At 66.5% G+C, this 23184-nt stretch carries 22 protein-coding genes; 11 read left to right on the top strand and 11 right to left on the bottom strand.

Features of this window, described 5'->3' with window-relative positions:
- Nucleotides 1-106 precede the first annotated feature (106 nt).
- From dnaA to mutM, 4 genes are all read right to left on the bottom strand, one after another.
- Nucleotides 107-1456: a chromosomal replication initiator protein DnaA gene (dnaA, locus tag JNJ68_RS11710; RefSeq protein ID WP_294982555.1), complete on the bottom strand. Its 1350-nt coding sequence runs from the start codon at nucleotides 1454-1456 to the stop codon at nucleotides 107-109.
- A 518-nt stretch (nucleotides 1457-1974) separates the two neighbouring features.
- Nucleotides 1975-2244, bottom strand: coding sequence for a 30S ribosomal protein S20 (gene rpsT / locus JNJ68_RS11715; RefSeq protein WP_294982556.1), 270 nt, complete (start codon nucleotides 2242-2244; stop codon nucleotides 1975-1977).
- A gap of 234 nt (nucleotides 2245-2478) precedes the next feature.
- Nucleotides 2479-3255, bottom strand: a complete 777-nt coding sequence (locus JNJ68_RS11720; protein WP_294982557.1) for an enoyl-CoA hydratase — start codon at nucleotides 3253-3255, stop codon at nucleotides 2479-2481.
- A gap of 59 nt (nucleotides 3256-3314) precedes the next feature.
- Nucleotides 3315-4166 (bottom strand): bifunctional DNA-formamidopyrimidine glycosylase/DNA-(apurinic or apyrimidinic site) lyase, encoded by an 852-nt coding sequence (mutM, locus tag JNJ68_RS11725; protein ID WP_294982558.1) that lies wholly within the window; start codon nucleotides 4164-4166, stop codon nucleotides 3315-3317.
- 84 nt (nucleotides 4167-4250) lie between these two features.
- On the opposite strand from mutM, the gene ubiE reads away from it, so the two are divergent.
- Together ubiE and ubiB are read left to right on the top strand one after the other, a co-directional pair.
- Nucleotides 4251-4997, top strand: a complete 747-nt coding sequence (ubiE, locus tag JNJ68_RS11730; protein WP_294982559.1) for a bifunctional demethylmenaquinone methyltransferase/2-methoxy-6-polyprenyl-1,4-benzoquinol methylase UbiE — start codon at nucleotides 4251-4253, stop codon at nucleotides 4995-4997.
- Complete coding sequence (gene ubiB, locus JNJ68_RS11735) at nucleotides 4994-6526, top strand: 2-polyprenylphenol 6-hydroxylase (RefSeq protein ID WP_294982560.1); 1533 nt, start codon at nucleotides 4994-4996, stop codon at nucleotides 6524-6526. Before ubiE ends, ubiB begins: the two co-directional genes overlap by 4 nt.
- A 60-nt stretch (nucleotides 6527-6586) precedes the next feature.
- Here the strand turns inward: ubiB and JNJ68_RS11740 are convergent, their stop codons facing one another.
- Nucleotides 6587-7255: a flagellar hook capping FlgD N-terminal domain-containing protein gene (locus tag JNJ68_RS11740; protein WP_294982561.1), complete on the bottom strand. Its 669-nt coding sequence runs from the start codon at nucleotides 7253-7255 to the stop codon at nucleotides 6587-6589.
- Nucleotides 7256-7262: 7 nt separating this feature from the next.
- Nucleotides 7263-8093: a flagellar hook-length control protein FliK gene (locus tag JNJ68_RS11745; protein WP_294982562.1), complete on the bottom strand. Its 831-nt coding sequence runs from the start codon at nucleotides 8091-8093 to the stop codon at nucleotides 7263-7265.
- Nucleotides 8094-9300: 1207 nt separating this feature from the next.
- On the opposite strand from JNJ68_RS11745, the gene JNJ68_RS11750 reads away from it, so the two are divergent.
- The 6 genes from JNJ68_RS11750 (at nucleotide 9301) to fliP (ending at nucleotide 13019) form a co-directional block, all read left to right on the top strand.
- Nucleotides 9301-9573: a rod-binding protein gene (locus JNJ68_RS11750; protein ID WP_294982563.1), complete on the top strand. Its 273-nt coding sequence runs from the start codon at nucleotides 9301-9303 to the stop codon at nucleotides 9571-9573.
- A complete protein-coding gene (locus JNJ68_RS11755) occupies nucleotides 9563-9871 on the top strand; it encodes a hypothetical protein (RefSeq protein ID WP_294982564.1) in 309 nt (102 codons plus the stop codon). Before JNJ68_RS11750 ends, JNJ68_RS11755 begins: the two co-directional genes overlap by 11 nt.
- A 195-nt stretch (nucleotides 9872-10066) precedes the next feature.
- Complete coding sequence (gene fliF, locus JNJ68_RS11760) at nucleotides 10067-11437, top strand: flagellar basal-body MS-ring/collar protein FliF (protein WP_294982565.1); 1371 nt, start codon at nucleotides 10067-10069, stop codon at nucleotides 11435-11437.
- Nucleotides 11437-12018 (top strand): flagellar biosynthesis protein, encoded by a 582-nt coding sequence (locus tag JNJ68_RS11765; RefSeq protein ID WP_294982566.1) that lies wholly within the window; start codon nucleotides 11437-11439, stop codon nucleotides 12016-12018. The genes fliF and JNJ68_RS11765 overlap by 1 nt, the downstream gene beginning before the upstream one ends.
- Nucleotides 12019-12027: 9 nt before the next feature.
- Nucleotides 12028-12297, top strand: coding sequence for a FliM/FliN family flagellar motor switch protein (locus JNJ68_RS11770; protein WP_294982567.1), 270 nt, complete (start codon nucleotides 12028-12030; stop codon nucleotides 12295-12297).
- The gene (gene fliP / locus JNJ68_RS11775; protein WP_294982568.1) at nucleotides 12294-13019 is read left to right on the top strand and encodes a flagellar type III secretion system pore protein FliP; all 726 of its coding nucleotides are present in this window, start codon (nucleotides 12294-12296) and stop codon (nucleotides 13017-13019) included. The genes JNJ68_RS11770 and fliP overlap by 4 nt, the downstream gene beginning before the upstream one ends.
- A 196-nt stretch (nucleotides 13020-13215) precedes the next feature.
- Here fliP and JNJ68_RS11780 read toward each other — a convergent pair whose 3' ends face one another.
- From JNJ68_RS11780 to JNJ68_RS11790, 3 genes are all read right to left on the bottom strand, one after another.
- Nucleotides 13216-14064 (bottom strand): 4-(cytidine 5'-diphospho)-2-C-methyl-D-erythritol kinase, encoded by an 849-nt coding sequence (locus tag JNJ68_RS11780; RefSeq protein ID WP_294982569.1) that lies wholly within the window; start codon nucleotides 14062-14064, stop codon nucleotides 13216-13218.
- Nucleotides 14054-15769, bottom strand: a complete 1716-nt coding sequence (locus tag JNJ68_RS11785) for a tetratricopeptide repeat protein (RefSeq protein ID WP_294982570.1) — start codon at nucleotides 15767-15769, stop codon at nucleotides 14054-14056. Before JNJ68_RS11785 ends, JNJ68_RS11780 begins: the two co-directional genes overlap by 11 nt.
- Nucleotides 15770-15898: 129 nt before the next feature.
- Nucleotides 15899-17545, bottom strand: coding sequence for an electron transfer flavoprotein-ubiquinone oxidoreductase (locus JNJ68_RS11790; RefSeq protein WP_294982571.1), 1647 nt, complete (start codon nucleotides 17543-17545; stop codon nucleotides 15899-15901).
- Between the two features lie 276 nt (nucleotides 17546-17821).
- On the opposite strand from JNJ68_RS11790, the gene greA reads away from it, so the two are divergent.
- The 3 genes from greA (at nucleotide 17822) to JNJ68_RS11805 (ending at nucleotide 20142) form a co-directional block, all read left to right on the top strand.
- Complete coding sequence (gene greA / locus JNJ68_RS11795; RefSeq protein WP_294982572.1) at nucleotides 17822-18292, top strand: transcription elongation factor GreA; 471 nt, start codon at nucleotides 17822-17824, stop codon at nucleotides 18290-18292.
- 16 nt (nucleotides 18293-18308) lie between these two features.
- Complete coding sequence (locus tag JNJ68_RS11800; protein ID WP_294982573.1) at nucleotides 18309-19337, top strand: hypothetical protein; 1029 nt, start codon at nucleotides 18309-18311, stop codon at nucleotides 19335-19337.
- Between the two features lie 154 nt (nucleotides 19338-19491).
- The gene (locus JNJ68_RS11805; protein WP_294982574.1) at nucleotides 19492-20142 is read left to right on the top strand and encodes a peroxiredoxin; all 651 of its coding nucleotides are present in this window, start codon (nucleotides 19492-19494) and stop codon (nucleotides 20140-20142) included.
- Between the two features lie 27 nt (nucleotides 20143-20169).
- Here the strand turns inward: JNJ68_RS11805 and JNJ68_RS11810 are convergent, their stop codons facing one another.
- The gene (locus JNJ68_RS11810) at nucleotides 20170-20754 is read right to left on the bottom strand and encodes a L,D-transpeptidase (protein ID WP_294982575.1); all 585 of its coding nucleotides are present in this window, start codon (nucleotides 20752-20754) and stop codon (nucleotides 20170-20172) included.
- A 127-nt stretch (nucleotides 20755-20881) separates the two neighbouring features.
- Nucleotides 20882-23023 carry a polyribonucleotide nucleotidyltransferase gene (pnp, locus tag JNJ68_RS11815; protein WP_294982576.1) on the bottom strand — a complete coding sequence of 714 codons (2142 nt, stop codon included), beginning with the start codon at nucleotides 23021-23023 and terminating at the stop codon, nucleotides 20882-20884.
- Nucleotides 23024-23184: the final 161 nt, after the last annotated feature.

The following is a 23184-nucleotide window of genomic DNA, read 5'->3' on the forward strand; positions in this document are numbered from 1 at the left end:
CCTGCCGGCCCATCAGGGACAGCGAATTTGTCCGGTTTTCACCGGGTCACAACCGTTTTGTGGACTGTGCGTAGGATTGTCGGGGCCGTCAAGGGCGGCCCCGGTCTCAACCTTGCAGAAGACGGCGCAGAAGCTGAAGATCGTCGGAAAGCTGGCTGTCGGTGGTTATCAGCTCTTCGATCTTGCGCACGCCATGCATGATCGTGGTGTGGTCGCGGCCCCCGAAGCGACGGCCGATCTCGGGCAACGAACGCGGGGTCAGCTGTTTCGACAGATACATCGCCACCTGACGCGGCCGCGCGATGGTGCGCAGCCGCTTCGGGCCGATCAGGTCGGACAAGCGGACGTTGTAATGTTCCGCCACCTTGCGCTGGATTTCCTCGATGGAAAGCTTCCGGTCCGAGGAGCGCAGGATGTCGGCCAGGCAGTCCTGGGCAAGGTCCAGCGTGATCTCGCGCCCGACCAGCGAGGCGAAGGCGAAAAGCCGGGTCAGCGCCCCTTCCAGCACGCGGACATTGGTGGTGATCCGGTGGGCGAGGAACTCCAGCACGCCATCCGCCAGCACCAGCCCCTTGTACTGCGAACGATAGAAGTCGACCTTCTGTTGCAGGATGCCCAGCCGAAGTTCGTAATCCGTCGGGTGCAGGTCGACCACCAGCCCGCATTGCAGGCGCGACTTAATGCGCTCCTCCAGATCCTTGATCTCCCCGGGCGCGCGGTCGGCCGAGATGACGATCTGCTTGTTCGCATCGACCAGGGCGTTGAAGGTGTGGAAGAATTCCTCCTGCGTCGAATCCTTGCCGGCGATGAACTGCACGTCGTCGACCATCAGCACGTCGACCGAGCGGAACAACTCCTTGAAGTCCATCACCTGACGGTCGCGCAGCGCCTGCACGAAGCGGTACATGAATTGCTCGGCCGAGAGATACAGCACGCGCAATTCAGGGCGGCGGACTTGCAGCTCATGCGCGATGGCGTGCATCAGGTGGGTCTTCCCCAGACCGACGCCGCCATAGAGGAAAAGCGGATTGAACGTCACCGGCCCGCCCTCGGCCACCCGGCGGGCGGCGGCATGGGCCAGCTCGTTCGGCTTGCCGACGACGAAGCTGTCGAAGGTGAAGCGGGCGTCGAGCGGCGCGCCGGGCAGATCCTCGTTCGCAGCGCGCGGGGGGACGGTCCTGGCGGCAGGTTTCGCAGCACGCGCCGGGGCGGGCGCGGCGCCCACGGCGAATTCGACGCGATCCACCGTGGCCCCGGTGCTGGCCAGCTGCGAGCGGATATGGTCGCCGTAATTGCGCTGCACCCAGTCGCCGAAGAAGATCGTCGGCACCTCGAATCGCGCGACCCCGTTCTTCAGCTGCGACAGTTTCAGCGGTTCGATCCAGGTGGCGTAATTGTGCTTGCCGACCCGTTTGATCAGCTCTTCCCGAACCTGCCCCCAGGTTTCATTCGTCATTCTTTGACCTGTCAAAATACGAACCGGTGAAACCCGGCCCTGCCCTGTTCCGTGGTTGAACGAGCCACCCCGACCAAGCCGTCCCAAGGCCGCCTGCGGGCGCCGGGAAACAACGGCTTGTCAGTGGGACGGAACGACGCACACCTACGCTGCCGGATGACCAGCAGCCTTGCCGTGCGTGGTGGGGCAGCTTGGATGCTGCCTCCAGCTCTTTGATCGCAAACGGAAAACTCAGATCCTTTGGCGCGGCAGGCGCCCAATCCGTGCAGCAGCTTTCCCTTTGCAACCCGTTCTTGTCCCCCAGGACGAAGTGAATCGCAGCATCACGCTAGCAAGCCCCGCGCGGCGTCTGCAACCGAACAACGCGCTTGACAGAGATTCCCCAAAATCGAATCCGAAGACTCTGGCAAATCGGCAACGGAGGGCCGGTTTCCGGGAAATCTAGCGGTGTGAAAATGCCGAAGGGCGCAGCCCCTGCGGGCGCGCCCTTCGCTGTTCCGGATTCGGTCCGCCGGGGATCAGGCCTTGACGACGGCCTTCACGCGCGAGGCGAGGCGCGACATCTTGCGCGCGACGGTGTTCTTGTGCAGCACGCCCTTGGTCACGCCACGCGCCAGTTCCGGCTGTGCGGCCTTCAGCGCAGCCTGGGCGGCTTCACCGTTGCCCGAGGCGATGGCTTCCTCGACCTTGCGCAGGAAGGTGCGGATGCGCGAGCGGCGCGCCTTGTTGACGGCGTAGCGGGCTTCCGACTGGCGGGCGCGCTTCTTGGACTGTTCAGTATTGGCCATGGGTGGCTTCCTTGCGGTCTGTCGGTTTCAATTCTGTCGCACGAAAGACCAGAAGGCCCCGTCCCGAAGGAAGGGTCTGATTCTTGCCTAAGCGGGCCCACGCGCATGTGGGGCTGGCCTATAGGGCAGTTCGGCGGGAAAGGAAAGTCCCTTCGCAGGAAAGCTCGTCGGAGCCTTCGTTCCTCCTCGCGGGGCACCCCCGACGAGAAGCCGAAGGCGCACGAGAAGACCCCTTCAGCGGTCGCGGAATTGCGGCTGGCGCTTTTCCAGGAAGGCGGCCATGCCCTCCTTCTGGTCTTCCGAGGCGAAGACTGCGTGGAACATGCGGCGCTCGAACAAGAGCCCCTCGGCGAGGCTGGTCTCCTGCGCGCGGTTCACGCATTCCTTGACCACCATCGCGGTCAGGGCCGATTTCTCGACGATCTTCTGCGCGGCCTTCATCGCCTCTTCCATCAGCCGGGTCGCCGGAACCACCCGGCTGACCAGCCCGGACCGCTCTGCCTCGGCGGCATCCATGAAGCGGCCCGTCAGGTGCATGTCCATCGACTTCGACTTGCCCACCGCCCGCGTCAGCCGCTGGGTGCCCCCCATCCCGGCAACGATGCCGAGGTTGATCTCGGGCTGGCCGAACTTGGCCGTATCGGCGGCGATGATGAAATCGGCCAGCATCGCCAGCTCGCAGCCACCGCCAAGACAATAGCCGCTGACGGCCGCAATCATCGGCTTGCGGGCATTCGCAATAACGCGGACCTCCGGGCCGAACAGATCGTCGAAATAGACGTCGATGAAGCTTTTCTCGGCCATCTCCTTCACATCCGCCCCGGCAGCGAAGGCCTTTTCCGAGCCGGTGATCACGATGCAGCGCACCCGGTCGTTCGCTTCCGCCGCCGTCACCGCCGCCGCCAGCTCGCGCATCAGCGTGGAGTTCAGGGCATTCATCGCTTCGGGGCGGTTCAGCCGGATCACCGAGACATAGTCCTCGATCTCGACGATCAGCGTGTCATAGGCCATGGCGGCCTCCTTGGTGGCAATCAGAGGGGACTCCTACCACCAAACCGGCGCTTGGCAAGTCACCTCTGGCAGGCCGGACACCAGAAGGAGGACCGGCCGGACTGGACCGTGCGGGTGATCGTGCCGCTGCAGCCGGGGGTTTCGCAGGGTTCGCCCTCGCGGTCGTAGACCTGGAAGTGCTTGGAGAAATAGCCCAGTTCGCCATTGGCCTGCCGGAAGTCGCGCAAGCTCGACCCGCCCGCCTCGATCGCCTCGGCCAGCACCTCGCGGATGACCGGGACCAGACCCTGCGCCTGCGTTTCCGTCAGCTCCCCCGCCAGCCGCAGCGGGCTGATCCGCGCGCGATAGAGCGTTTCGGCCACATAGATGTTGCCCAGCCCCGCGACGATGCGCTGGTCCAAGAGGGCCGCCTTGATCGGCGTCCTGCGCCCCTTCAGCCGCCCGGCAAGATACGGCCCATTGAAGTCATTCCCGAAGGGCTCCGGCCCCAGCCCCTTGAGCAGCATGTGTTGGGCGGCCCGGTCGGTCGGCATCAGATCCATCGCCCCGAAGCGGCGGGCGTCGTTGAAGGTGATCCGAGCGCCCGAGGCCATATGCAGCACCACATGGTCATGCTTCTGCGGCACCGGATGGTCGTGGTGGAACTGCCCCAGCGTGACGCCCGACACCAGCATCCGCCCCGACATGCCCAGATGCACCAGCAGCGTCTCGCCGGAATCGAGGTCCGCCAGCAGGTACTTCGACCGCCGCCGCAGTGCCGTGACCCGGCGGCCCTCCAGCCGCTCCGCCATCCGCTCCGGCAAAGGCCAGCGCAGATCGGGCCGGTTGACCTCGGCCCGCGCGATGACCGCGCCTTCCAGCACCGGCAGCAGGCCCCGGCGCACGGTTTCGACCTCGGGCAGTTCGGGCATCATCGCCTCATGACAGTTCAGCGCATTGCGGGCGCGGGGTGGCGGACTATAAGGAGGGGTCAAAGCGAAGGACCGCAAGCCCTCATGACGGACGAAAAGACCACCCATTTCGGCTTCCAGGACGTGCCCGAGGCCGAGAAGGCCGGGATGGTGCATGGCGTCTTCAGCCGCGTGGCCTCGAAATACGACGTAATGAACGACGCGATGTCGATGGGCATCCACCGGCTCTGGAAGGACGCGATGATGGACTGGCTGGCCCCCCGGCCCGGCCAGCGCCTGCTGGACGTGGCGGGCGGCACCGGCGACGTGGCCTTCCGCTTCCTGAAACGCGCGCCGGGCGCCACCGCCGTCGTCTGCGACATGACCGAACCGATGCTGGTCGAAGGCCGCAAGCGGGCCGAGGCCGAAAGCCTTGCGCAAAGCCTGGACTGGGTGGTCGGCGACGCGATGGCGCTGCCCTTCCCGGACAACAGCTTCGATACCTACACCATCTCCTTCGGCATCCGGAACGTGACCCGCATCCCCGACGCCCTGTCCGAGGCCTACCGCGTCCTGCATCCCGGCGGGCGGCTGATGGTGCTGGAGTTCAGCCAGATCCCGAACGACCTGATGCAGAAGGCCTACGACCTTTATTCCTTCAACGTCATCCCGGTGATGGGCCAGATCATCGCAGGCGACCGGGCCAGTTACCAATACCTCGTCGAATCGATCCGCAAGTTCCCCGATCAGGAGACCTTCGCAACGATGATCCGTGCCGCGGGCTTCGGCCAGGTGAAATACCGCAACCTCTCCCTCGGCATCGCGGCCCTCCATTCCGGCTGGAAACTGTGAAGGGTCCCCACAACATCATCCGCCTGATCCGCACCGGCGCCACGCTGGAACGAACCGGCGCCATGGACGTGGTGCTGGAGGCCTTTCGCGCGCCCCCCCACCTGCGCCTCGCCGCGCGGACGCTGGGCTGGCCGTTCAAATGGCTGGGCCTGAAGGGCGACCCGGCACTTCCCCCCGCCACAAGGGCGCTGACCGCCCTCGGCCCCGCCTACATCAAGTTCGGCCAGGTGCTGTCGACCCGCCCCGACATCGTGGGCGAGGAACTGGCCCAGCAGCTGAAGGTCCTGCAGGACAAGCTGCCGCCCTTCCCGACCGACACCGCGAAAGCGATGATCGAGGCCGAGCTGGAGCTGCCCGTCGCCACGCTCTTCTCCGATTTCTCCGAACCCGTCGCCGCCGCCTCCATCGCCCAGGTCCACCGCGCGCGGCTGGCCGACACCGGCGAGGAGGTCGCCGTCAAGGTCCTCCGCCCCGGCATCGAGCGCGCCTTCCGCAAGGACATCGACGCCTTTTACCTCGCCGCCCGCTGGATCGAACGCCTTGCGCCGTTTTCCCGCCGCCTGCGCCCCGTCGACGTGATCGCCCATTTCGAGGGTGTGGTCACGGGCGAGCTGGACCTGCGGCTGGAAAGCTCCGCGGCGGCCGAGTTCGCCGCGAACACGGAAAGGGACGAGGGTTTCCAGGTGCCGAAGCCGGTCTGGTTCCTCTCCTCGCGCAACGTGATGACGCTGGGCTGGGCCGAGGGCATCGGGCTGAACGAGAACGACCTGATCGACGCAGCCGGCCTCGACCGCCGGGTCATCGCCGCCCGAGTGCTGCAACTCTTCCTGAACCACGCGCTCCGCGACGGGTTCTTCCACGCCGACATGCATCAGGGCAACCTGAAGGTCGCGGCCAACGGCGATGTCATCGCCTATGATTTCGGCATCATGGGCCGGATCGACGAATACACCCGCCGGGTCTATGCCGAGATCCTGATGGGCTTCATCCGCAAGGACTACCGCCGCGTCGCCGAGGTGCATTTCGAGGCGGGCTATGTGCCGGCGGACCGCGACATCGACGAATTCGCCCGGGCGCTGCGGGCCGTGGGCGAGCCGATCTTCGGCATGGATGCCAGCCGCATCTCGATGGCCCGACTTCTGGCCTATCTCTTTGAAGTCACAGAGAGATTCGGGATGGAGACGCGGACCGAGCTGATCCTTCTGCAACGCACGATGGTGGTGGTCGAGGGCGTCGCGCGCAGCCTGGACCCGCATATCAACATCTGGCAGGTCGCCCGGCCCGTCGTCGAGCGCTACATCCGCGAGAATGTGGGGCCGAAGGCCGTGCTGCGCGACCTGATGAAGACCGCGCGCGTCTTGGCCCGCTTCGGCCCGAAGCTTCCCGCCCTGGTCGAGGCGCAACTGATCCGCGCCGGGAACCCCGCCACGCTGCCGCCAAGGCCGCAACGCACGCTTGCGCCGCTCCTCTGGGGGACGCTGGCGGTGGCGGCCTTTGCGGCGGGGATGCTGATCGACCGCCTGCTCTGACCGCCGCGGCCAAATTCCTTCGAAGGAATTTGGCAAGAATTTTCGAAAATTCTTGCCCCCTCACCCCTGCGGTTCGCGCAAGGCAGTGACGTTGGTTGCCAGCACCTCGGCGCCGCCCTGCAACACCAGCCGGGTCCCGCTGGTGCCCCCGCCCTTCGCCTCGATCACCCGGGCATAGTGTTCGACCGGCGTCGTCGCGATCACCGTCTCGCCATTCAGGCTTTCCAACTCGATGGTATAACTGCCCGCGGGCAGGGGATTGCCGTCGATCCCGGCGCCGAGCCACTGGTAAGGCTCCGCGCTGACCGGAATCTCCTCGCGCGAGACGAGGGTGCCTTGCGCATCCTTCACCACCAGCACCGCCCGGTTCGCCCCCACTGCCGGGTTCGGCGACAGGGTGACCGCCGATCCGTCGTAGCGGACAGGCGCCGCCGACCGAGCCTCCTTCCCGATCCAGCTTGCCATTTCCGCCATGCCGAGCTGCTGGAACCGGCCCTGAAGGTCGGCCAGCAACTGATTGGTCCTGACCTGCTGCTCGACGCCGGAAAAGGTGGCGAGCTGCACGGCGTAATCCGCCGAATCGATCGGGTTCAGCGGGTCCTGGTTCTGCATCTGCACCGTCAGCATCCGCAGGAAAGTGTTGAAATCGGAACTGATCGTCGTCGCGGCTCCGCTCGTACCGGCAGTGCCGGTCGCCGAGGACGCGGAAGTGGCAGAGGTGACGTCCATTCTGGCCTCACAATCTCAGGTCAAGGGAAGCCGCGCCGTCCTGTCGCGACGAGGGCGGCGGGGCACCGGCAGGATCGGGCCGGAGCACGCTGCCAAGGCTTCGCCCTGCTGTCGTCTCACGGCCGTCCGGGTCCGGCTGTCCGCCGCCCTGCTGGCCGAAACCGATGTCGGCCCCGGCATAGCCTGCCGACCGGAAGGCATTGGACAGCTCGCCTGCGTGACGACGGAACAGCTCCAATGTCTCGGGGCGCTCGAAAGTGATCATCACCACAAGCCGGTCCGGGTTGGCGGCATCCGGCTTCAGCCTGACCCGGACCTTACCCAGTTCCTCCGGCGAAAGCGCCAGTTCGGTCGCCCCGTCAGCGCTTTGTGACAGGGCAGCGCCAATCTGCGCGGCAAGCTGCGGAACCTGCGGGGCGACCACCGTCGGTGAAAGAGTTGCGTTGGTCGTGCCGGGGTTGGCAGGAAGGGTTGCCGCCCAGCCCGGCAGGCCCGCATCGGTCATCCATTCGCGCCGGACATCTTCGATAGGGACCGGTTCTAGAGCAGGGCGCGGCAGGCCGGTCCCCGGCAGCGCAGGCTTCGGGAAAGACGGCGCCACCGGAAGCGGCGCGGCGGGCTGCGGGTCAGAAACATCCTGACGCGAATCCGGTTCGCTCCCGTCGACAGACAGTGGGGCCACGGTCTTGAGCGACGGGACCACTGCTGCCAGCATCGAAGCCATGGCTGGCGCTTCGTCCACATCATCCGTTCGCGTGGGGGACGGAGCGATGACTCCGCTGAAAAACCACTCCCAGACACCGGGATTCAGCGCCCGGGTGGCATCGCCGGCGGGCATCGTTGGGCCAAGCTGCGTCCGGGAAGCACCGCCTGCCGGCGGCTTTAGGGCGGCGGGTGGCGGAGAGGCCTTCCTCTGGGTCAAAGCCGATGCCGACAGCAGCGGATCCGGTGATCCCTCCGGGGCGTTCTCCGCTTCAGGATCATTGGGCAGGACGCTGATGTCCTCAGCTGCCCCGGTCGACGTCCCCGCCGCACCGGGCTCCCCCGGTTTCGGCCCTTCCGTCGCAAGCCCCTGACCCGGCGCCGCGGCTTTTGGCGGCGTCCCGGCGACCTCGGCCCTGCCCGGGCCCGGCTCCGCCGTCCTTGCGGAAAAAACTGCGCTCTCCCTCCCGTCCCATGCAGGGGCCGCCAATCCAGCCGCCCCGTCCGCTGGATCGGAAGCGGACCCGTCTGCAGTTTCAAGACCGGTCGGGGCGGGTCTGTGACCTGCATCTGCCGCCGCAAAGGACGGACGAGCCGCCGACTGCATCTCCCGGTTGCCCGAGGAAAGCGCCGGCGGAACCGATCCCGGCATGCCCGCCGCCGCCGGAGTTGCCCCAGACATTCCCGGCGCAGGCCTTTCACCTTCTGGCAGCGTCATTCCTTCCGCAGCTTCGGCTTGCCGTTTGTCGGGCAAATCCGCCGCGAACGGGCCAGTCGATAGCCCAATCCCCCGCATCGGACGAGTTGCGGGGCCATCCACCCCCTGCCCTCCATCCGGGACCGCCACCTCCGTCCCTACGGTCACCCGCCCGTCCCTTGCCGACCCGGTCGTCCCAGACCAGGCAGGCAGATCGACACCGGTCTCCGGCTTGGCCGGACCTGCTCCGTCCGTCGGCCCGACCGCACCGGCGCCGCTTTCGCGACCCGAAGTGGCTATGAGCCCCTCGCCGCGCTCCTCGACCTCAGCCATCGCCCCAAGCCCGGCCACCCAGGCAGGCACCGCCCAGACTTCAGCCGCCGCGCAATCGGCCTCCCGCCCTGTGCCCGCCTCGCCCCGCTCTTGCTCGACCACATCACCGAAGGCCGGGCCGACCGCACCCTCCGCTGCAACCGGATCGCCTGCCCCCCCTGCCGGGACAATGGACACAGGAAGGATCGTCTGGACGCTTTGCATGATTCCACGACTTCTGCCGCATTCGCCCCCTTATCCCGCCGAGAAGTTACCCATTCTTTACCCCCCTCGCGGATCGTTGCGGAAAATCCGACCGATCCGGGAGACCCCGATGGACATCCAGCCGATCACCGCCCATCCCCCCTCGCACCGCGACCAGCTCATGTCCAAGGCCGAAGAGCTGGAGGCCACCTTCCTCTCCGAAATGCTTGCCCATTCCGGCCTGGGCGAAATGCACGGCAGCTTCGGCGGCGGCGAGGGCGAGGCCCAGTTTTCCTCGTTCCTGCGCCAGGAGCAGGCCAGGCTCATCGTCCAGAAAGGCGGGCTGGGGCTGGCGGAGCTGATCTTCAACTCCATGGTGAAGGCCGAAGACAATGCCCCTTGAAACCCTGCTCGACCAGGTCGCCGCCGCGCTGATGGCGGGCGATCTCGCCTCCCTTGCCCGGCTGACCCCCGGGGTCGAGGCAGCTCGAATCACCCCTGCCAACCGCGCCGAAGCCGAGCGGTTGCAGATGAAGGCCCGGCGCAACGCCCGGCTTCTGGAAGCGGCCACCCGTGGCGTGAAGGCCGCGCGCCTGCGCATGACCGAGATCGCCCGTGGCCCGACGCTCACCACCTATGACGCACGCGGGCAGAAGGCCGAAATCGCGACCCTGGACCGCATCCCGGCCAGACGCGTCTGATCTGTTTCAAATGCCCGGCATTTCCCCGGTGGCGTTTAGGAATTGGTTAGCTGGTTTGCCGCTTCACTGCCCTTGCGTCCCATGCCGGGGCGGCGCTTGCCGGACCCCTCCGGCGGCACGGACAGAACGCCCAAACCGCCACGCCTCGTGGCTTTCCGGCCGTGAAACCTGCGGCCCTGAGCGAAGGACTGAAATATGTCGTCGATCCTGACCAATACCAGCGCGATGGTTGCCCTGCAGACGATGAAGGGCATCAACGCCAACCTGAACAAGACCCAGGCCGACATCTCGACCGGCAAGTCGGTCGCCACCGCCAAGGACAATGCCGCCTATTGGCGCGCGAAGGAGGGCGAGATCGCCCGCACCCTCCTTGCGATGCCCGAGGTCAAGGCCGCCCGGGTCCACATCGCCAGCGCACCGACCCGCGTGTTCCAGCCGGAAGCCAAGCCCACCGCCTCGGTCACGCTGACCACGGTGTCCGGCGCGCTGACCGAGGCGCAGGCCCGCGCGATCCGGCATCTGGTGGCCAGCGCCGTTGCAGGCATGACGCCGGACGCGGTGCAGATCATCGACACCGTCGCGGGCCTCATCGGCGGCGAAGAGGCACAGGCCTTCGACACCGGCGATGCCGCCGACCGCGCCGCCGCGATCAAGGGCAATGTCGAGCGTCTGCTGGCCGCCCGCGTCGGCGCCGGAAAGGCGGTGGTCGAGGTTTCCATCGACCTCGTCTCGGAACGCGAGGCGATCACCGAGCGGAAGCTCGACCCGCAGGGCCGGGTGGCGATTTCCTCGGAAACCGAGGAGCGCAGCGGGTCGAGCACCGAACCCGGTGGCGCGGTGACAGTCGCCTCGAACCTTCCGGAAGGCGATGCGGGCGCGGGCGGCGAGGGCAAGAGCCAGAATTCCGAAACCCGGGAGCGGGTGAACTATGAAGTTTCCGAAACCTCGCGCGAGATCCTGCGCAATCCGGGCGCCGTGCGGCGGATGACGGTGGCGGTCATGATCGACGGGGTGGCAACCATCGCCGCCGACGGCACGCGGACATGGGCGGCCCGCCCCGAGGAAGAGCTGGCGGTACTGCGTGAGCTGGTGGCCTCGGCCGTCGGATTGGACGAGACACGCGGCGATGTCCTGACCCTGAAATCGCTGGAATTCCAACCCGTCGCGGCCCCCGAAGGCACCGAGGCCACTGCGGGCCTCCTGCCGCAGATCGGCCAGATCGACCTGATGTCGATGATCCAGACCGCCGTCCTCGCCCTTGTGGCGCTGGTCCTGGGCCTGTTCGTTATCCGGCCCGTGCTGACCTCGGCCAATCGCGCCGCCCTGCCCGCTCCCGAGGCGCCGCTCGCCCTACCACCGGCGATGACCTCGGGCGCGATGGCGATCAGCGGGGTGGTGGATGACGGGTTCGACTATGGCGCCTTCGCCAGCCCCGGTGGTGGACAGATCGAGGGCGAGGCCAGCGAGGAGGACCCGGCCACGCGCCTGCGCCGCCTGATCGAGCAGCGTCAGACCGAATCGATCGAGATCCTGCGCGGCTGGATGGAAGAGGAGGAGCCCGCCTGATGCCCGCCCTGCGTCTGGAAGTCTTCGATACCGCCCCGGCCCCGGATTGCTCGATGCGGCCCCTGGTCGAGGCGACCGCGGTCGAGGAGGCGAAGGTCGCCTCGTTCGAGCAGGGCTATTCCGCCGGCTGGGACGATGCCGTGGCGGCCCAGCAGGGCGACCAGTCCCGCATCCGGGCCGACCTCGCGCGGAACCTGCAAAGCCTGTCCTTCACCTTCCAGGACGCGCGGGCCCATGTCTTGCAGGCGATCCGGCCGCTGATCCTGCAAATGATCGACCGGCTCCTGCCCGAAGTCGCGCGCGAGACGCTGGCGCCCACAGTGCTGGACGCAGTGATGCCCCTTGCGGAAAGCCTCGCCGACGCTCCGCTGACGCTGGTCCTGAACCCCGCCGTCCGGGCACAGGTCGAGGACCTCGTGTCGCAGGCAACCGGCCTGCCGATGGTCATCGACGAAGAGCCGACGATGCCCGAGGGCCGGGTCTACATCCGCCTGGGAACATCCGAGACCAAGGTCGACCTCGCCCAGGTGACGACCGACATCGCCATCGCGGTCCGGGCCTTCTTCACCCTCCAGAGCTGAGGAGACATCATGGAAGACATCACTGACGCCAACCCCTTCAGCCAGGTCCCGATCGAGGTCACGATCTCGGTCGGCCGGGCCCGCCCCCTGGTGCGCGACCTTCTGCGGCTGTCGAGGGACGCCGTCCTGCAACTGGACCGCCGGGTGGATGACCCGGTGGAGCTGTATGTCGGCGACCGGCTGATCGCGCGGGGGGAGCTGACCGAGCTTGAGGGTGACAGTGCCGGGCAGCTGGCCGTGCGGCTGACCGAGGTCGCCAACCTGCGGGGCGGGCTGTGAGGCTTGGCCTCGGCCTTGCCGTCGCGCTGACGCTGCTGGCGGGGCCGGCGCTGGCGCAGCAGGTGTCGATCGACCTCGGCGGCGGGGCGGGGGAGTCGCTCTCGCTCCGGTCGGTGCAGCTTCTGTTGCTGGTCACGGTGCTGTCCATCGTGCCGGGGCTCGCGGTGATGGTCACCTGCTTTCCCTTCATCGTCACGGTGCTGTCGATCCTGCGGCAGGCGCTGGGCTTGCAGCAGGCGCCGCCGAACATGCTGATCATCAGCCTTTCGCTGTTCCTGACCTGGTTCGTGATGGACCCGGTCTTCACCGAGGCCTGGGTCAAGGGGATCGAGCCGATGACGAACGGAACACTGGAGGTGGGGCCGGGCTTGCAGGCCGCCATCGCGCCGTTCCGGGTCTTCATGGCGGGGCGGGTCGATCCGGAGACCTTGCAGACCCTACAGGACCTGCGCTCCACCGCCGCCGTCACGCCCGCCGACGCGCCGCTGTCGCTGCTGGTTCCCTCATTCCTGCTGTCCGAGATCCAGCGCGCCTTCGAGATCGGCTTCATGATCTTCCTGCCCTTCCTGATCATCGACCTCGTGGTCGCTGCGATCCTGATGTCGATGGGGATGATGATGGTCCCGCCGGCGGTGGTCTCGCTGCCGTTCAAGCTGATCTTCTTCGTGGTGGCCGATGGCTGGGCGCTGGTTTCAGGGGCGCTGGTCAGGAGCTATTTCTGAGGGAAGGCGGGAAAGTGTCCACGGTGGACATTTCTGGATATCGTTGAGTTTTCAATGGATTGATTGTGGGCGTTTACCATTTGGAAAGGCATTGGTTAACGGTCGATTTCATGGGGAAGAGCGGCGGATGTCGCCGAAGAATGGTGGGCTTTCGAAGAGCGGTGGCTTCGTCGGAGAGCGGAGCGTTTCACCCGCGCTACGAGATTTTTCCCTCGGTGATCCACCAGCCGGGATGCGCTGAGACCAGGGACCGGGCCGCAGTCTCGGCGGCCTCGGCGGAGGCAAAAAGGCCGAAATGGGTGCCGCCGGAGCCCGACATGCGGGCGAGGAGGCAGGCGGGGGTGGCGGACAGGGCGGACTGCACCTTGGTCAGGAGTGGGGCCGCCGAGCGGGCCGGAGCGACGAGGTCGTTGCGGGTGTGACTGGTCAGCCATGAGGCGAAGGCTTCGGCAGAGGCAAGGGCCGAGGGTGGCAGATCGGGCAGAGGCGGGTTGTCGCGGCGGGTCAAGGCCGCAAAGACCTGCGGGGTCGGGACAGCCACGCGCGGGTTGACCAACACGACCCAAAGCGCAGGCAGCGGTGGCAATGGCGTGAGCCCCTCGCCGATGCCGGTCATCCGGGCGGGACGCCCTGAAAGGCAGACCGGAACATCGGCACCGAGGCGCAGGACTTCGGCATCGGAGGGTAGGGGCCGCCCCGTCCATCGCGCCAGCGCCCTGAGCGCCGCCGCCGCATCCGCCGAACCGCCACCTATCCCTGCGGCGACCGGCAGATGCTTTTCCAGAAGCAGCGCCGCATCGGTCACGCCCATCGACCGGGCCGCGCGCAGGACCAGATTGTCGGGTTCGGAGCCAAGGCCCGCACCTTCCGGCCCCGTCACCCGCAGCGAAAGCCCCTGGCCCGGCGCGGCAGAGACCCGGTCCGCCACATCGGCGAAGACCACCAGACTGTCGAGCAGATGATAGCCGTCGCCGCGACGACCGGTGACGTGCAGGCAGAGGTTCAGCTTGGCCGAGGCGGCTTCGCTGACTGCATCAGTTGCCATTCTCGGCGGCCTTGACCGGCGGCTTCGCGGTGCCTTCCTCGGTCATCACAACGTCCAGCCCCAGCTCCAGCTTGCGCAGAATCCGGGTCTTGTCGGCTTCCGTCGGCTCGAAAGACAACGCCCGGCGCCACTGGAAACGGGCTTCCATCTTGCGGTCGTTCATCCAGTAGACATCGCCCAGATGGTCGGTGACGATGGGGTCGACGGGTTCGAGCAGCGAGGCCTTCTCCATCGGTTCCAGCGCATCGGCATAGCGGCCAAGCTTGAAATAGGCCCAGGCGAGGCTGTCGATGATGTAGCCCTGCTCGGGGTCGGCGGCGACGGCCTTTTCGATCATCCCCAGCGCCTCGTCCAGTTTTTCGCCGCGGTCGACGAGGCCATAGCCGAGATAGTTCAGCACCTGCGGCTGCGCCCCGTTCAACGACAGCGCCTTGCGGAAATCGGCCTCGGCGGGCGCCCAGTCCTTCGATTGTTCGTGGCAGATGCCGCGATAGAAATAGAGCACCCAGTTTTCGGCCTTGGCCTCCGCCGAAAGCTCGATGGCCGCCGAGTAGGCGACCTCGGCCTCGTCGAAGCGTTCTTCCGCGCGCAGGAGGTCGGCCAGGGCGAACTGCACGCCCAGAAGGTCGCCGTGTGCCCGAGCGAGCGTCTTCAGCGCGTCGATGGCTGCGTCCGGCTTGCCCTGCGCCTTGAGTGCCGAGGCGCGACCGACTTCGGCAGTGACATAGGTGGGATCGTCAGGCGGGAAGGCGGCATAGGTTTCGGCGGCAAGATCGTGCTGCCCCAGCTGTTCCAGCACGTCGGCCGTCATCAACAGGACGTCGGAATGGTCCGGGCGAAGGTAGCCCGCCACGCGCAGGTGGAGGAGGGTATAGACCGGATCGGCCTCGCCGTTCAGGGCGGTCGAAATGGTGAAGAAGACCTCGGCGATCCCGTCGCGGGCCGATGTCACGGTGTCGAAGGGGATCGGCTCGCCCGCTTCCAGGCGGTGGCGGAGGGCGTCCACGACCGGATCGGGGGCGGTCCCGAATGTCTTGTCAAGGAGTGCCAAGGCATCGGCATTGCGCTCGAGCTGGCTGAGGATCTCGGCATGGGCGAAGACCCCGCGCCGCATCACTGTGACGGCCCCCCCCGACTTGCCGGACAGGATTTCATCCGCGCCCTCGAAATCGCCGACCGAGGCGAGCGCCAGGGCCTTGTGGTAGTAGCCGAAGGCTTCGAAGCCCTTCTTCTTCGTCAGAGCGTCGAAATCCTCCAGCGCCTCGGACATCTTCCCTTCGCCGAGCTTGGCCCAAGCGAGGACCAGCGCATTGGCCAGCTCGCCGATGTCGCGCCCGCCCTCGGCCCCGGCGATCAAAGCCGCGTAATCCTCGCGCTTGGCCTGGTCGGCGATCAGCGCGAGTTCGGCCAACTGGCTTGCATCGCCCGCAAGGCCCTTGCGCATCCCGGCAATCTCGATCGCAAGGGCGAAGTCGCCGACGCCGATCTCGGCCAGGATCGCCCCGTCAAGAAGTTGCGGGTTCTGCGAATCGGCGATGATCGCCTTGGCATACCAGGCGGCGGCAGAGCGGAAGTCGTTCTCGCTTTCGGCGACGCGCGCGGCAAGATAGGCGCCGCTGTCGACGGTCTCTTCCGCCCGGAGCGGCGCAGCAAGGCTTGCCGCCAGGACCAGCGCGGTCAGGGTGCGGGACATGATCTGGCGCATCGGCCTCTCCTCGAAGGGTCGCAGCGAAGGTAGCCCGGCGCCGGGGCGCGCGCAATGCAGAGGGACCCGGCCTTGCGGCGGGGACCCCCGGTTTCGGACAAGCTTTCGTGAGTCGGTGCCGCCGGGACGTCACATATTGGGGTAGTTCGGCCCGCCGCCGCCCATCGGCGTGGTCCAGACGATGTTCTGCGAAGGGTCCTTGATGTCGCAGGTCTTGCAGTGGACACAGTTCTGGAAGTTGATCCGGAAGGTGGCGTCCTGGCCTTCGCCCAGCACCTCGTAGACGCCCGCCGGGCAATAGCGCTGCGCCGGTTCGGCATATTTCGGCAGGTTGACGGCGATGGGGATGGAGGGATCCTTCAGCACCAGGTGGGCGGGCTGGTTCTCGTCGTGGTTGGTGAAGGAGAAGGCGACGTTGGTCAGCCGGTCGAAGGACAGCTTGCCGTCGGGCTTGGGGTAGTCGATCGGTTTGAAATCCTTGGCGAGGCCGGTGGCGGCTGCGTCGGATTTCTTGTGCTTGAGCGTTCCGAAGGCGGTGAGGCCCGCGGTGTTCAGCCACATATCAAGGCCGCCGCCCATCAGGCTGGCGACAAGGCCATAGCGCGACCAGAGCGGCTTGACGTTGCGGACCTTCTTCAGATCCTTGCCGATCGGGCCGCTGCGGACCTCGGTCTCGTAGGTGGAAAGCTCGTCGCCCTGGCGGCCTGCGGTGATGGCGGCATGGGCGGCCTCGGCGGCGGCCTTGCCCGAGAGCATGGCGTTGTGGTTGCCCTTGATGCGGGGGACGTTGACGAGGCCCGCGGTGCAGCCGAGGAGGGCGACGCCAGGGGCGACCATCTTCGGGATCGACTGCCAGCCGCCCTCGGAGATCGCGCGGGCGCCGTAGGCCACACGTTTGCCGCCCTTCAGGAGGTCCGCGACCATCGGATGATGCTTGAAGCGCTGGAATTCCATGTAGGGGTAGAGGTGGGGGTTCTCGTAGTTCAGGTGAACGACGAAGCCGACATAGACCTGATTGTTTTCAAGGTGATAGATGAAGCTGCCGCCGCCCGCGTTCTTGCCGAGCGGCCAGCCCATCGTGTGGGTGACTGTGCCCTCGCGGTGCTTGGCGGGGTCGATCTCCCAGATTTCCTTCATGCCAAGACCGAATTTCTGCGGGCAGTGGCCCTTCGACAGGTCGTATTTCGCGATCACCTGCTTGGCGAGGCTGCCGCGCACGCCTTCGGAGAGGAAGACATACTTGCCGCGCAGTTCCATGCCGGGTTCATAGGACGGCCCGGGCTCGCGGGTTTCGGGGTCGCGGCCGAATTCGCCAGCCACCACGCCGACGACGGTGTCGCCTTCGTAGACCAGTTCCGAACAGGCCATGCCGGGGAAGATCTCGACGCCCAGCCCCTCGGCCGCGCCCGCCATCCAGCGGCAGACGTTGGCCATCGAGACGATGTAGTTGCCGTGGTTCGACATCAGGGGCGGCATCGGCCAGTTCGGGATGCGGACCTTGCCGGCCGGGCCGAGAAGGTAGAAGTTGTCCTCCTTGACCTCGGTCCTGATCGGGGCGCCCATCGACCGCCAGTCGGGCAGCAGCGCATCCAGCCCCGACGGGTCCAGCACCGCGCCGGAAAGGATATGCGCGCCGACCTCGGAGCCTTTCTCCAGCACCACGACCGACCGCTCCGGGTCCAGCTGCTTCAGCCGGATCGCCGCCGAGAGGCCCGCAGGCCCGGCGCCTACGATGACGACGTCATAGTCCATCTTCTCGCGTTGGATCGCAGTCATCGCTTGTCCCTCCCCGGTCGGCCAATACCGGCACTGAAACGCTGGCTAGTTGCGGCCCCCTGTTGCCGGAAGGAGGACGCAAGGTCAACCATGACGCAACATCAAATCCCGGGCGCAGCCGGGTGCGAAACATTCCGTCTTCCGCGCGACAGGCCGTCGCGCAGGCGCGGCATGACCCCTTGCATTTGTGCAGTTCATCGGGTGAGGTGAACGGAGTTCTCCGAAGTCATGGGTCGCACCCCGACCCGTGGCTTCTTCTTTTACTGTGGAAGACCGATGGAAAAGATCCCGATGACACGGCGCGGATATGATGCGCTGGATGCTGAACTGAAGCAGCTGAAGACGGTGGACCGTCCGGCGATCATCCGGGACATCGCCGAGGCGCGCGAGCATGGCGACCTGTCGGAAAATGCCGAATACCACGCCGCGCGCGAGAAGCAGGGCTTCATCGAAGGCCGGATCAAGGAGCTGGAAGGCACCCTGTCGCTGGCCGAGGTCATCGACCCGTCAAAACTGGGCGGCCCGATCAAGTTCGGCGCCACCGTGACGCTGGTCGACGAGGAGAGCGACGAAGAGAAGACCTACCAGATCGTCGGCGAGGTCGAGGCCGATATCGAAAACGGGCTTCTCAACCTGCGCTCGCCGCTGGCCAGGGCCCTGATCGGCAAGGAGGAAGCCGACAGCGTCGAGGTCAAGACGCCGGGGGGGACCCGGTCCTACGAAATCCTGTCGATCCGCTACATCTGACGGGGGGGGCACCGGGGTGAAACCGCCGGTCAAGGATTTGCCGACAGGGGATGCGGGCCTGGGCAAAGGTCCGCTGGCGCAGCTGAACGATCCGCCGAGCCGCGGCATGGAAGTCGCGGGCGTGGGCCTCAGCCTGGGCTGGGTTCTTCTGATCCTCGTCTATGTGCTGGTCACACCGCCGGGCAGCGAGACGCGGACGCTGGGCCTGGTGATGACCCTGCTGATGGTCTTCCTGCCCATCGCGCTGATCTGGGCGGTTGTCATTACCCTGCGCTCGATCCGCGAACTTCGGGCCGAGGCCAAGCGGCTGCAGGCCACGGTCGATGCGATGCGGTCAAGCTATGTGCAGGCGCAAGGCAACGGCCTGAAGCCCTCGGTCGAGAAGCGGCTGGACGAGATTGCAGCCTCGACCAAGCAGGCGGAAACGGTGCTGGCGACCTTCACCTCGCGCCGGGATGCCGCGCTGTCGGTGCCCTCGGCAGACCGCAAGGCGGCCCTCACCCCGCCCCGTCCCGAGCCTGCCGCAGAAGAACCGACTCTTGCCTTGGGAACCCCGGCCGAAGATCTCCGCCCGCCGCTGTCGGTCGCAGATTTCATCCGCGCGCTGCAATTCCCGGAAACGCCCGAGGACAAGGAGGGCTTCCGCGCCCTGCGCCTGGCGCTGGAGGACCGGACCTCGTCGAAGCTGATCCGCGCAGCGCAGGACGTGCTGACGCTGCTGAGCCAGGACGGCATCTACATGGACGACCTGCAACCTGACCTCTGCCACCCGGAACTGTGGCGGCGCTTCGCGGGCGGCGAGCGCGGGCGGTCCATCGCCGCGCTGGGGGGCATCCGCGACCGGGCCTCGCTGGCGCTGACGGCGGGGCGGATGAAATCGGACCCGGTGTTCCGCGACGCAGCGCATCATTTCCTGCGCGCCTTCGACAAGACCTTCGCGGCCTTCGAGCCGAACGCAACCGATGCCGAACTGGCCGATCTGGCCGACACCCGCACCGCGCGGGCCTTCATGCTGTTCGGTCGGGTGACGGGGACATTCGACTGATCGCGGCCGCAGCGGGGTGGAACGTTCTTGTCGTTTCGTCCGCGTCTGCTGGAACGCTATTCCTATTTGCCGGGCAACCCATCCAGAGGGATGAAACCTTTTTCCTATCGGCATATGTTCGCCCCCAGACAGGATTCCAACCGAAGAGGTTCCCATGGCCGTCCGCATCAACGACACCGCGCCCGACTTCACCGCCGAAAGCACCGCTGGCACGATCCGGTTCCACGACTGGCTGGGCGACAACTACGGCATCATCTTCAGCCACCCGCGCGACTTCACCCCGGTCTGCACCACGGAATTCGCGGCAGTCGCGCAGCTGGCTGCCGAGTGGGAAAAGCGCAAGACCAAGGTGATCGGCGTGTCGGTCGACGGCAAGGCCGACCATGAGAAATGGAAGCGCGACATCGAGGCCTTCGGCGGCGCCCCGGCCGATTTCCCGATCATCGACGACAGCGACCTGACGGTCGCCAAGGCCTATGACATGCTGCCCGCCGACTATTACCTGCCGACCGAGGGACGGACGCCCGCCCATTCGGCCACGGTGCGGACGGTCTATATCGTCGGGCCGGACAAGAAGGTGCGGCTGACGATGACTTACCCCATGTCGGTGGGCCGCAACTTCGCCGAGATCCTGCGCGCGCTGGACGCGGTGCAGAAGACCGACGGCGTGCCGCTGGCGACCCCCGCCAACTGGGTGCCCGGGCAGGACGTGATCGTGGCGCTGGCGCTGAACAACGATCAGGCAAAAGAGCGCTACGGCGATCTGGACATCAAGCTGCCCTATCTGCGGTTTGCCAAGGCGTGAGGGATCGGGGGCCTGCGGGCCCCCTTTTCACGCCGTTTCCACCTTCGGCAGCAGCAGCACCGGGGCGCCGAGTTCGACCTGGTCGTAAAGCTCGGCGATATGTTCGTTCGCCAGCCTGACGCAGCCGTTCGAGACGGCGGTGCCGATGGTCCAGGGCTCGGGCGTGCCATGGATGCGCAGGAAGGTATCGGCGCCGGTCTCGCTGAAGAGGTAAAGCGCCCGCGCGCCGAGCGGGTTCTTCGGCCCACCCGGCATTCCGTCGGCGTATTGCGCATAGTGGTCGGGGTCGCGGGCGATCATCTCCCTGGTCGGAGTCCAGCTGGGCCATTCCTTCTTGGCCCCCACGCTGAACCAGCCGGATTCGTAAAGATCTCCCCGACCCACCCCGACGCTGTATTGCATCCCCCGGCGCGGGGTCAGGGCGAGGTAGAGCGCGAAATAGTCCGGGTCGACGATGATCGTGCCGGGCTCCTGCGGATCCTGAAAGCGGACGGGACGGGGCAGGAAGTCCTCGGGCATGACCCAGTCTTCTTCGGTCTTGGCGAAGGCGCGCCACGGCAGCACGGCGGCGAGGCCAGCGGCAGCGAGGGTGCGGCGGGTGAGATGGGTCATGCGCTTGTCCTTTTTCAGTGATCCTTGCGGGGACGCAGGTAACGCGCACCACAAGAAGGCGTGAGACAAGACGGAAAAGGCCCCGGGGTTTCCCCCGGGGCCTTCACGTTCGCGCCAGCGAAGGCAATCAGCCTTCGGCGGATTCTTCTTTCTTCTCGGTGATTTCCGCGCCGGTCTCCTGGTCGACCATCTTCATCCCCAGGCGCACCTTGCCGCGGTCGTCGAAGCCGAGGAGCTTGACCTTGACCTCCTGGCCTTCCTTCAGAAGCTCGTTCGGGTGGTTCAGGCGCTTGTTGGCGATCTGGCTCACATGGACCAGACCGTCGCGCTTGCCGAAGAAGTTCACGAAGGCGCCGAAGTCGACCAGCTTCACCACCTTGCCGGTGTAGATCTGGCCTTCTTCCGGCTCGGCCACGATCGACCAGATCATGTCATGGGCCTTCTTGATGGCCTTCTGGTCGTTCGAGGCGATCTTGATCACGCCGTCGTCGTTGATGTCGACCTTGGCGCCAGAGGTTTCCACGATCTCGCGGATGACCTTGCCGCCCGAGCCGATGACTTCGCGGATCTTGTCGGTCGGGATCTGCATCGTCTCGATCTTCGGCGCGTATTCGCTGAAGCCCTGCGGGGCCGACAGCGCCTTGCCCATTTCACCGAGGATATGCAGACGACCGTCCTTCGCCTGGGCGAGGGCCTGCTTCATGATGTCGGGGGTGATCCCGGCGATCTTGATGTCCATCTGCAGCGAGGTGATGCCCGTAGCGGTGCCCGCGACCTTGAAGTCCATGTCGCCGAGGTGGTCCTCGTCGCCCAGGATGTCGGTCAGCACGGCCCATTCGCCGTCATCTTCCAGCACGAGGCCCATGGCGACGCCCGCGACCGGCGACTTCAGCGGAACGCCCGCATCCATCATCGACAGCGACCCGCCGCAGACCGACGCCATCGAGGAGGAGCCGTTCGATTCGGTGATCTCGGACACCACGCGGATGGTGTAGGGGAAGTCGGTCGGTGCCGGGAGCACCGCCTGAAGCGCGCGCCAGGCGAGCTTGCCGTGGCCGATCTCACGCCGACCGGGCGAACCGACGCGGCCAACTTCGCCGACCGAATAGGGCGGGAAGTTGTAGTGCAGCAGGAAGTTCGAGCGGTAGTTGCCGTTCAGCGCGTCGATGATCTGCTCATCCTCGCCCGTCCCCAGAGTGGTGACGACAAGGCCCTGCGTTTCACCCCGGGTGAACAGGGCCGAGCCGTGGGCGCGCGGCAGGACGCCGGTTTCCGCCACGATGGGACGGACGGTCCTGGTGTCGCGACCGTCGATCCGGCGGCCGTGCTTGACCACGTCGCCGCGCAGGACCGCCGATTCCAGCTGCTTGATCGCCGGATAGAGGTTCGCGTCGGCCTGGTCTTCCTCCGACATCGCGGCCTTGATGGCATCGACAGCGGCTTCGATGGCCGAGGTGCGGTCCTGCTTGTCACGGATCGCGAAAGCGGCGCGCATCTGCTCTTCGCCGGCCTTCTTCACCTTGGCATAGAGCGCCGAATAGTCGGGCGGGGTGAAGTCGAAGGGCTCTTTCGCGGAAGCCTCCGCGAAGTCGATGATCAGGTCGATGACCGGCTGCATCTGCTGGTGGCCAAAGACGACCGCGCCCAGCATTTCCTCCTCCGTCAGCTCGTAAGCTTCGGATTCCACCATCATCACGGCGTCCTTGGTACCCGCGACGACGAGGTCAAGCCGTTGCTCGGGCTTCAGCCGCAGCTGGGTCATGTCGTCCATCGCCGGGTTCAGCACATACTGGCCGTCGACGAAGCCGACACGGGCCGCGCCGATCGGACCCATGAAGGGTACGCCCGAGACGGTCAGCGCCGCCGAGGCCGCGATCATCGCCACGATGTCGGGGTCATTGACGAGGTCGCAGGACAGCACGGTCGCCATGACCAGCACTTCGTTGCGGAAGCCGTCGACGAACAGCGGACGGATCGGCCGGTCGATCAGGCGGGAGACCAGCGTTTCCTTCTCCGACGGCCGCGCCTCGCGCTTGAAGAAGCCGCCGGGGATCTTGCCGGCTGCGTAGTACTTTTCCTGGTAGTGGACGGTCAGGGGGAAGAAGTCCTGGCCCGGCTTCGCGGCGCGCGCGAAGGTCACGTTGGCCATCACCTGGGTCTCGCCCAGCGTCGCGATCACCGATCCATCGGCCTGGCGCGCAACTTTCCCCGTTTCCAGAGTGAGCGTTTCATTGCCCCACTGGATCGATTTCTTGGTCACATTGAACATATGTCGTTTCCTCTGAGGACCCGGCCCCTGCCGGTGCCCCCGATATCTGGCGGCCCCATTGCCGCCCATCCCCCAAATCCTTCGCACGGGCCCCGGGGGCGGGCCTCACGTCTCAGATGGCGGGGGCCTTACAGGAAAACCGGCGGGTTGGGAAGCGGGAA

Source organism: Tabrizicola sp. (assembly GCF_016793705.1).
Lineage (GTDB): Bacteria > Pseudomonadota > Alphaproteobacteria > Rhodobacterales > Rhodobacteraceae > Tabrizicola.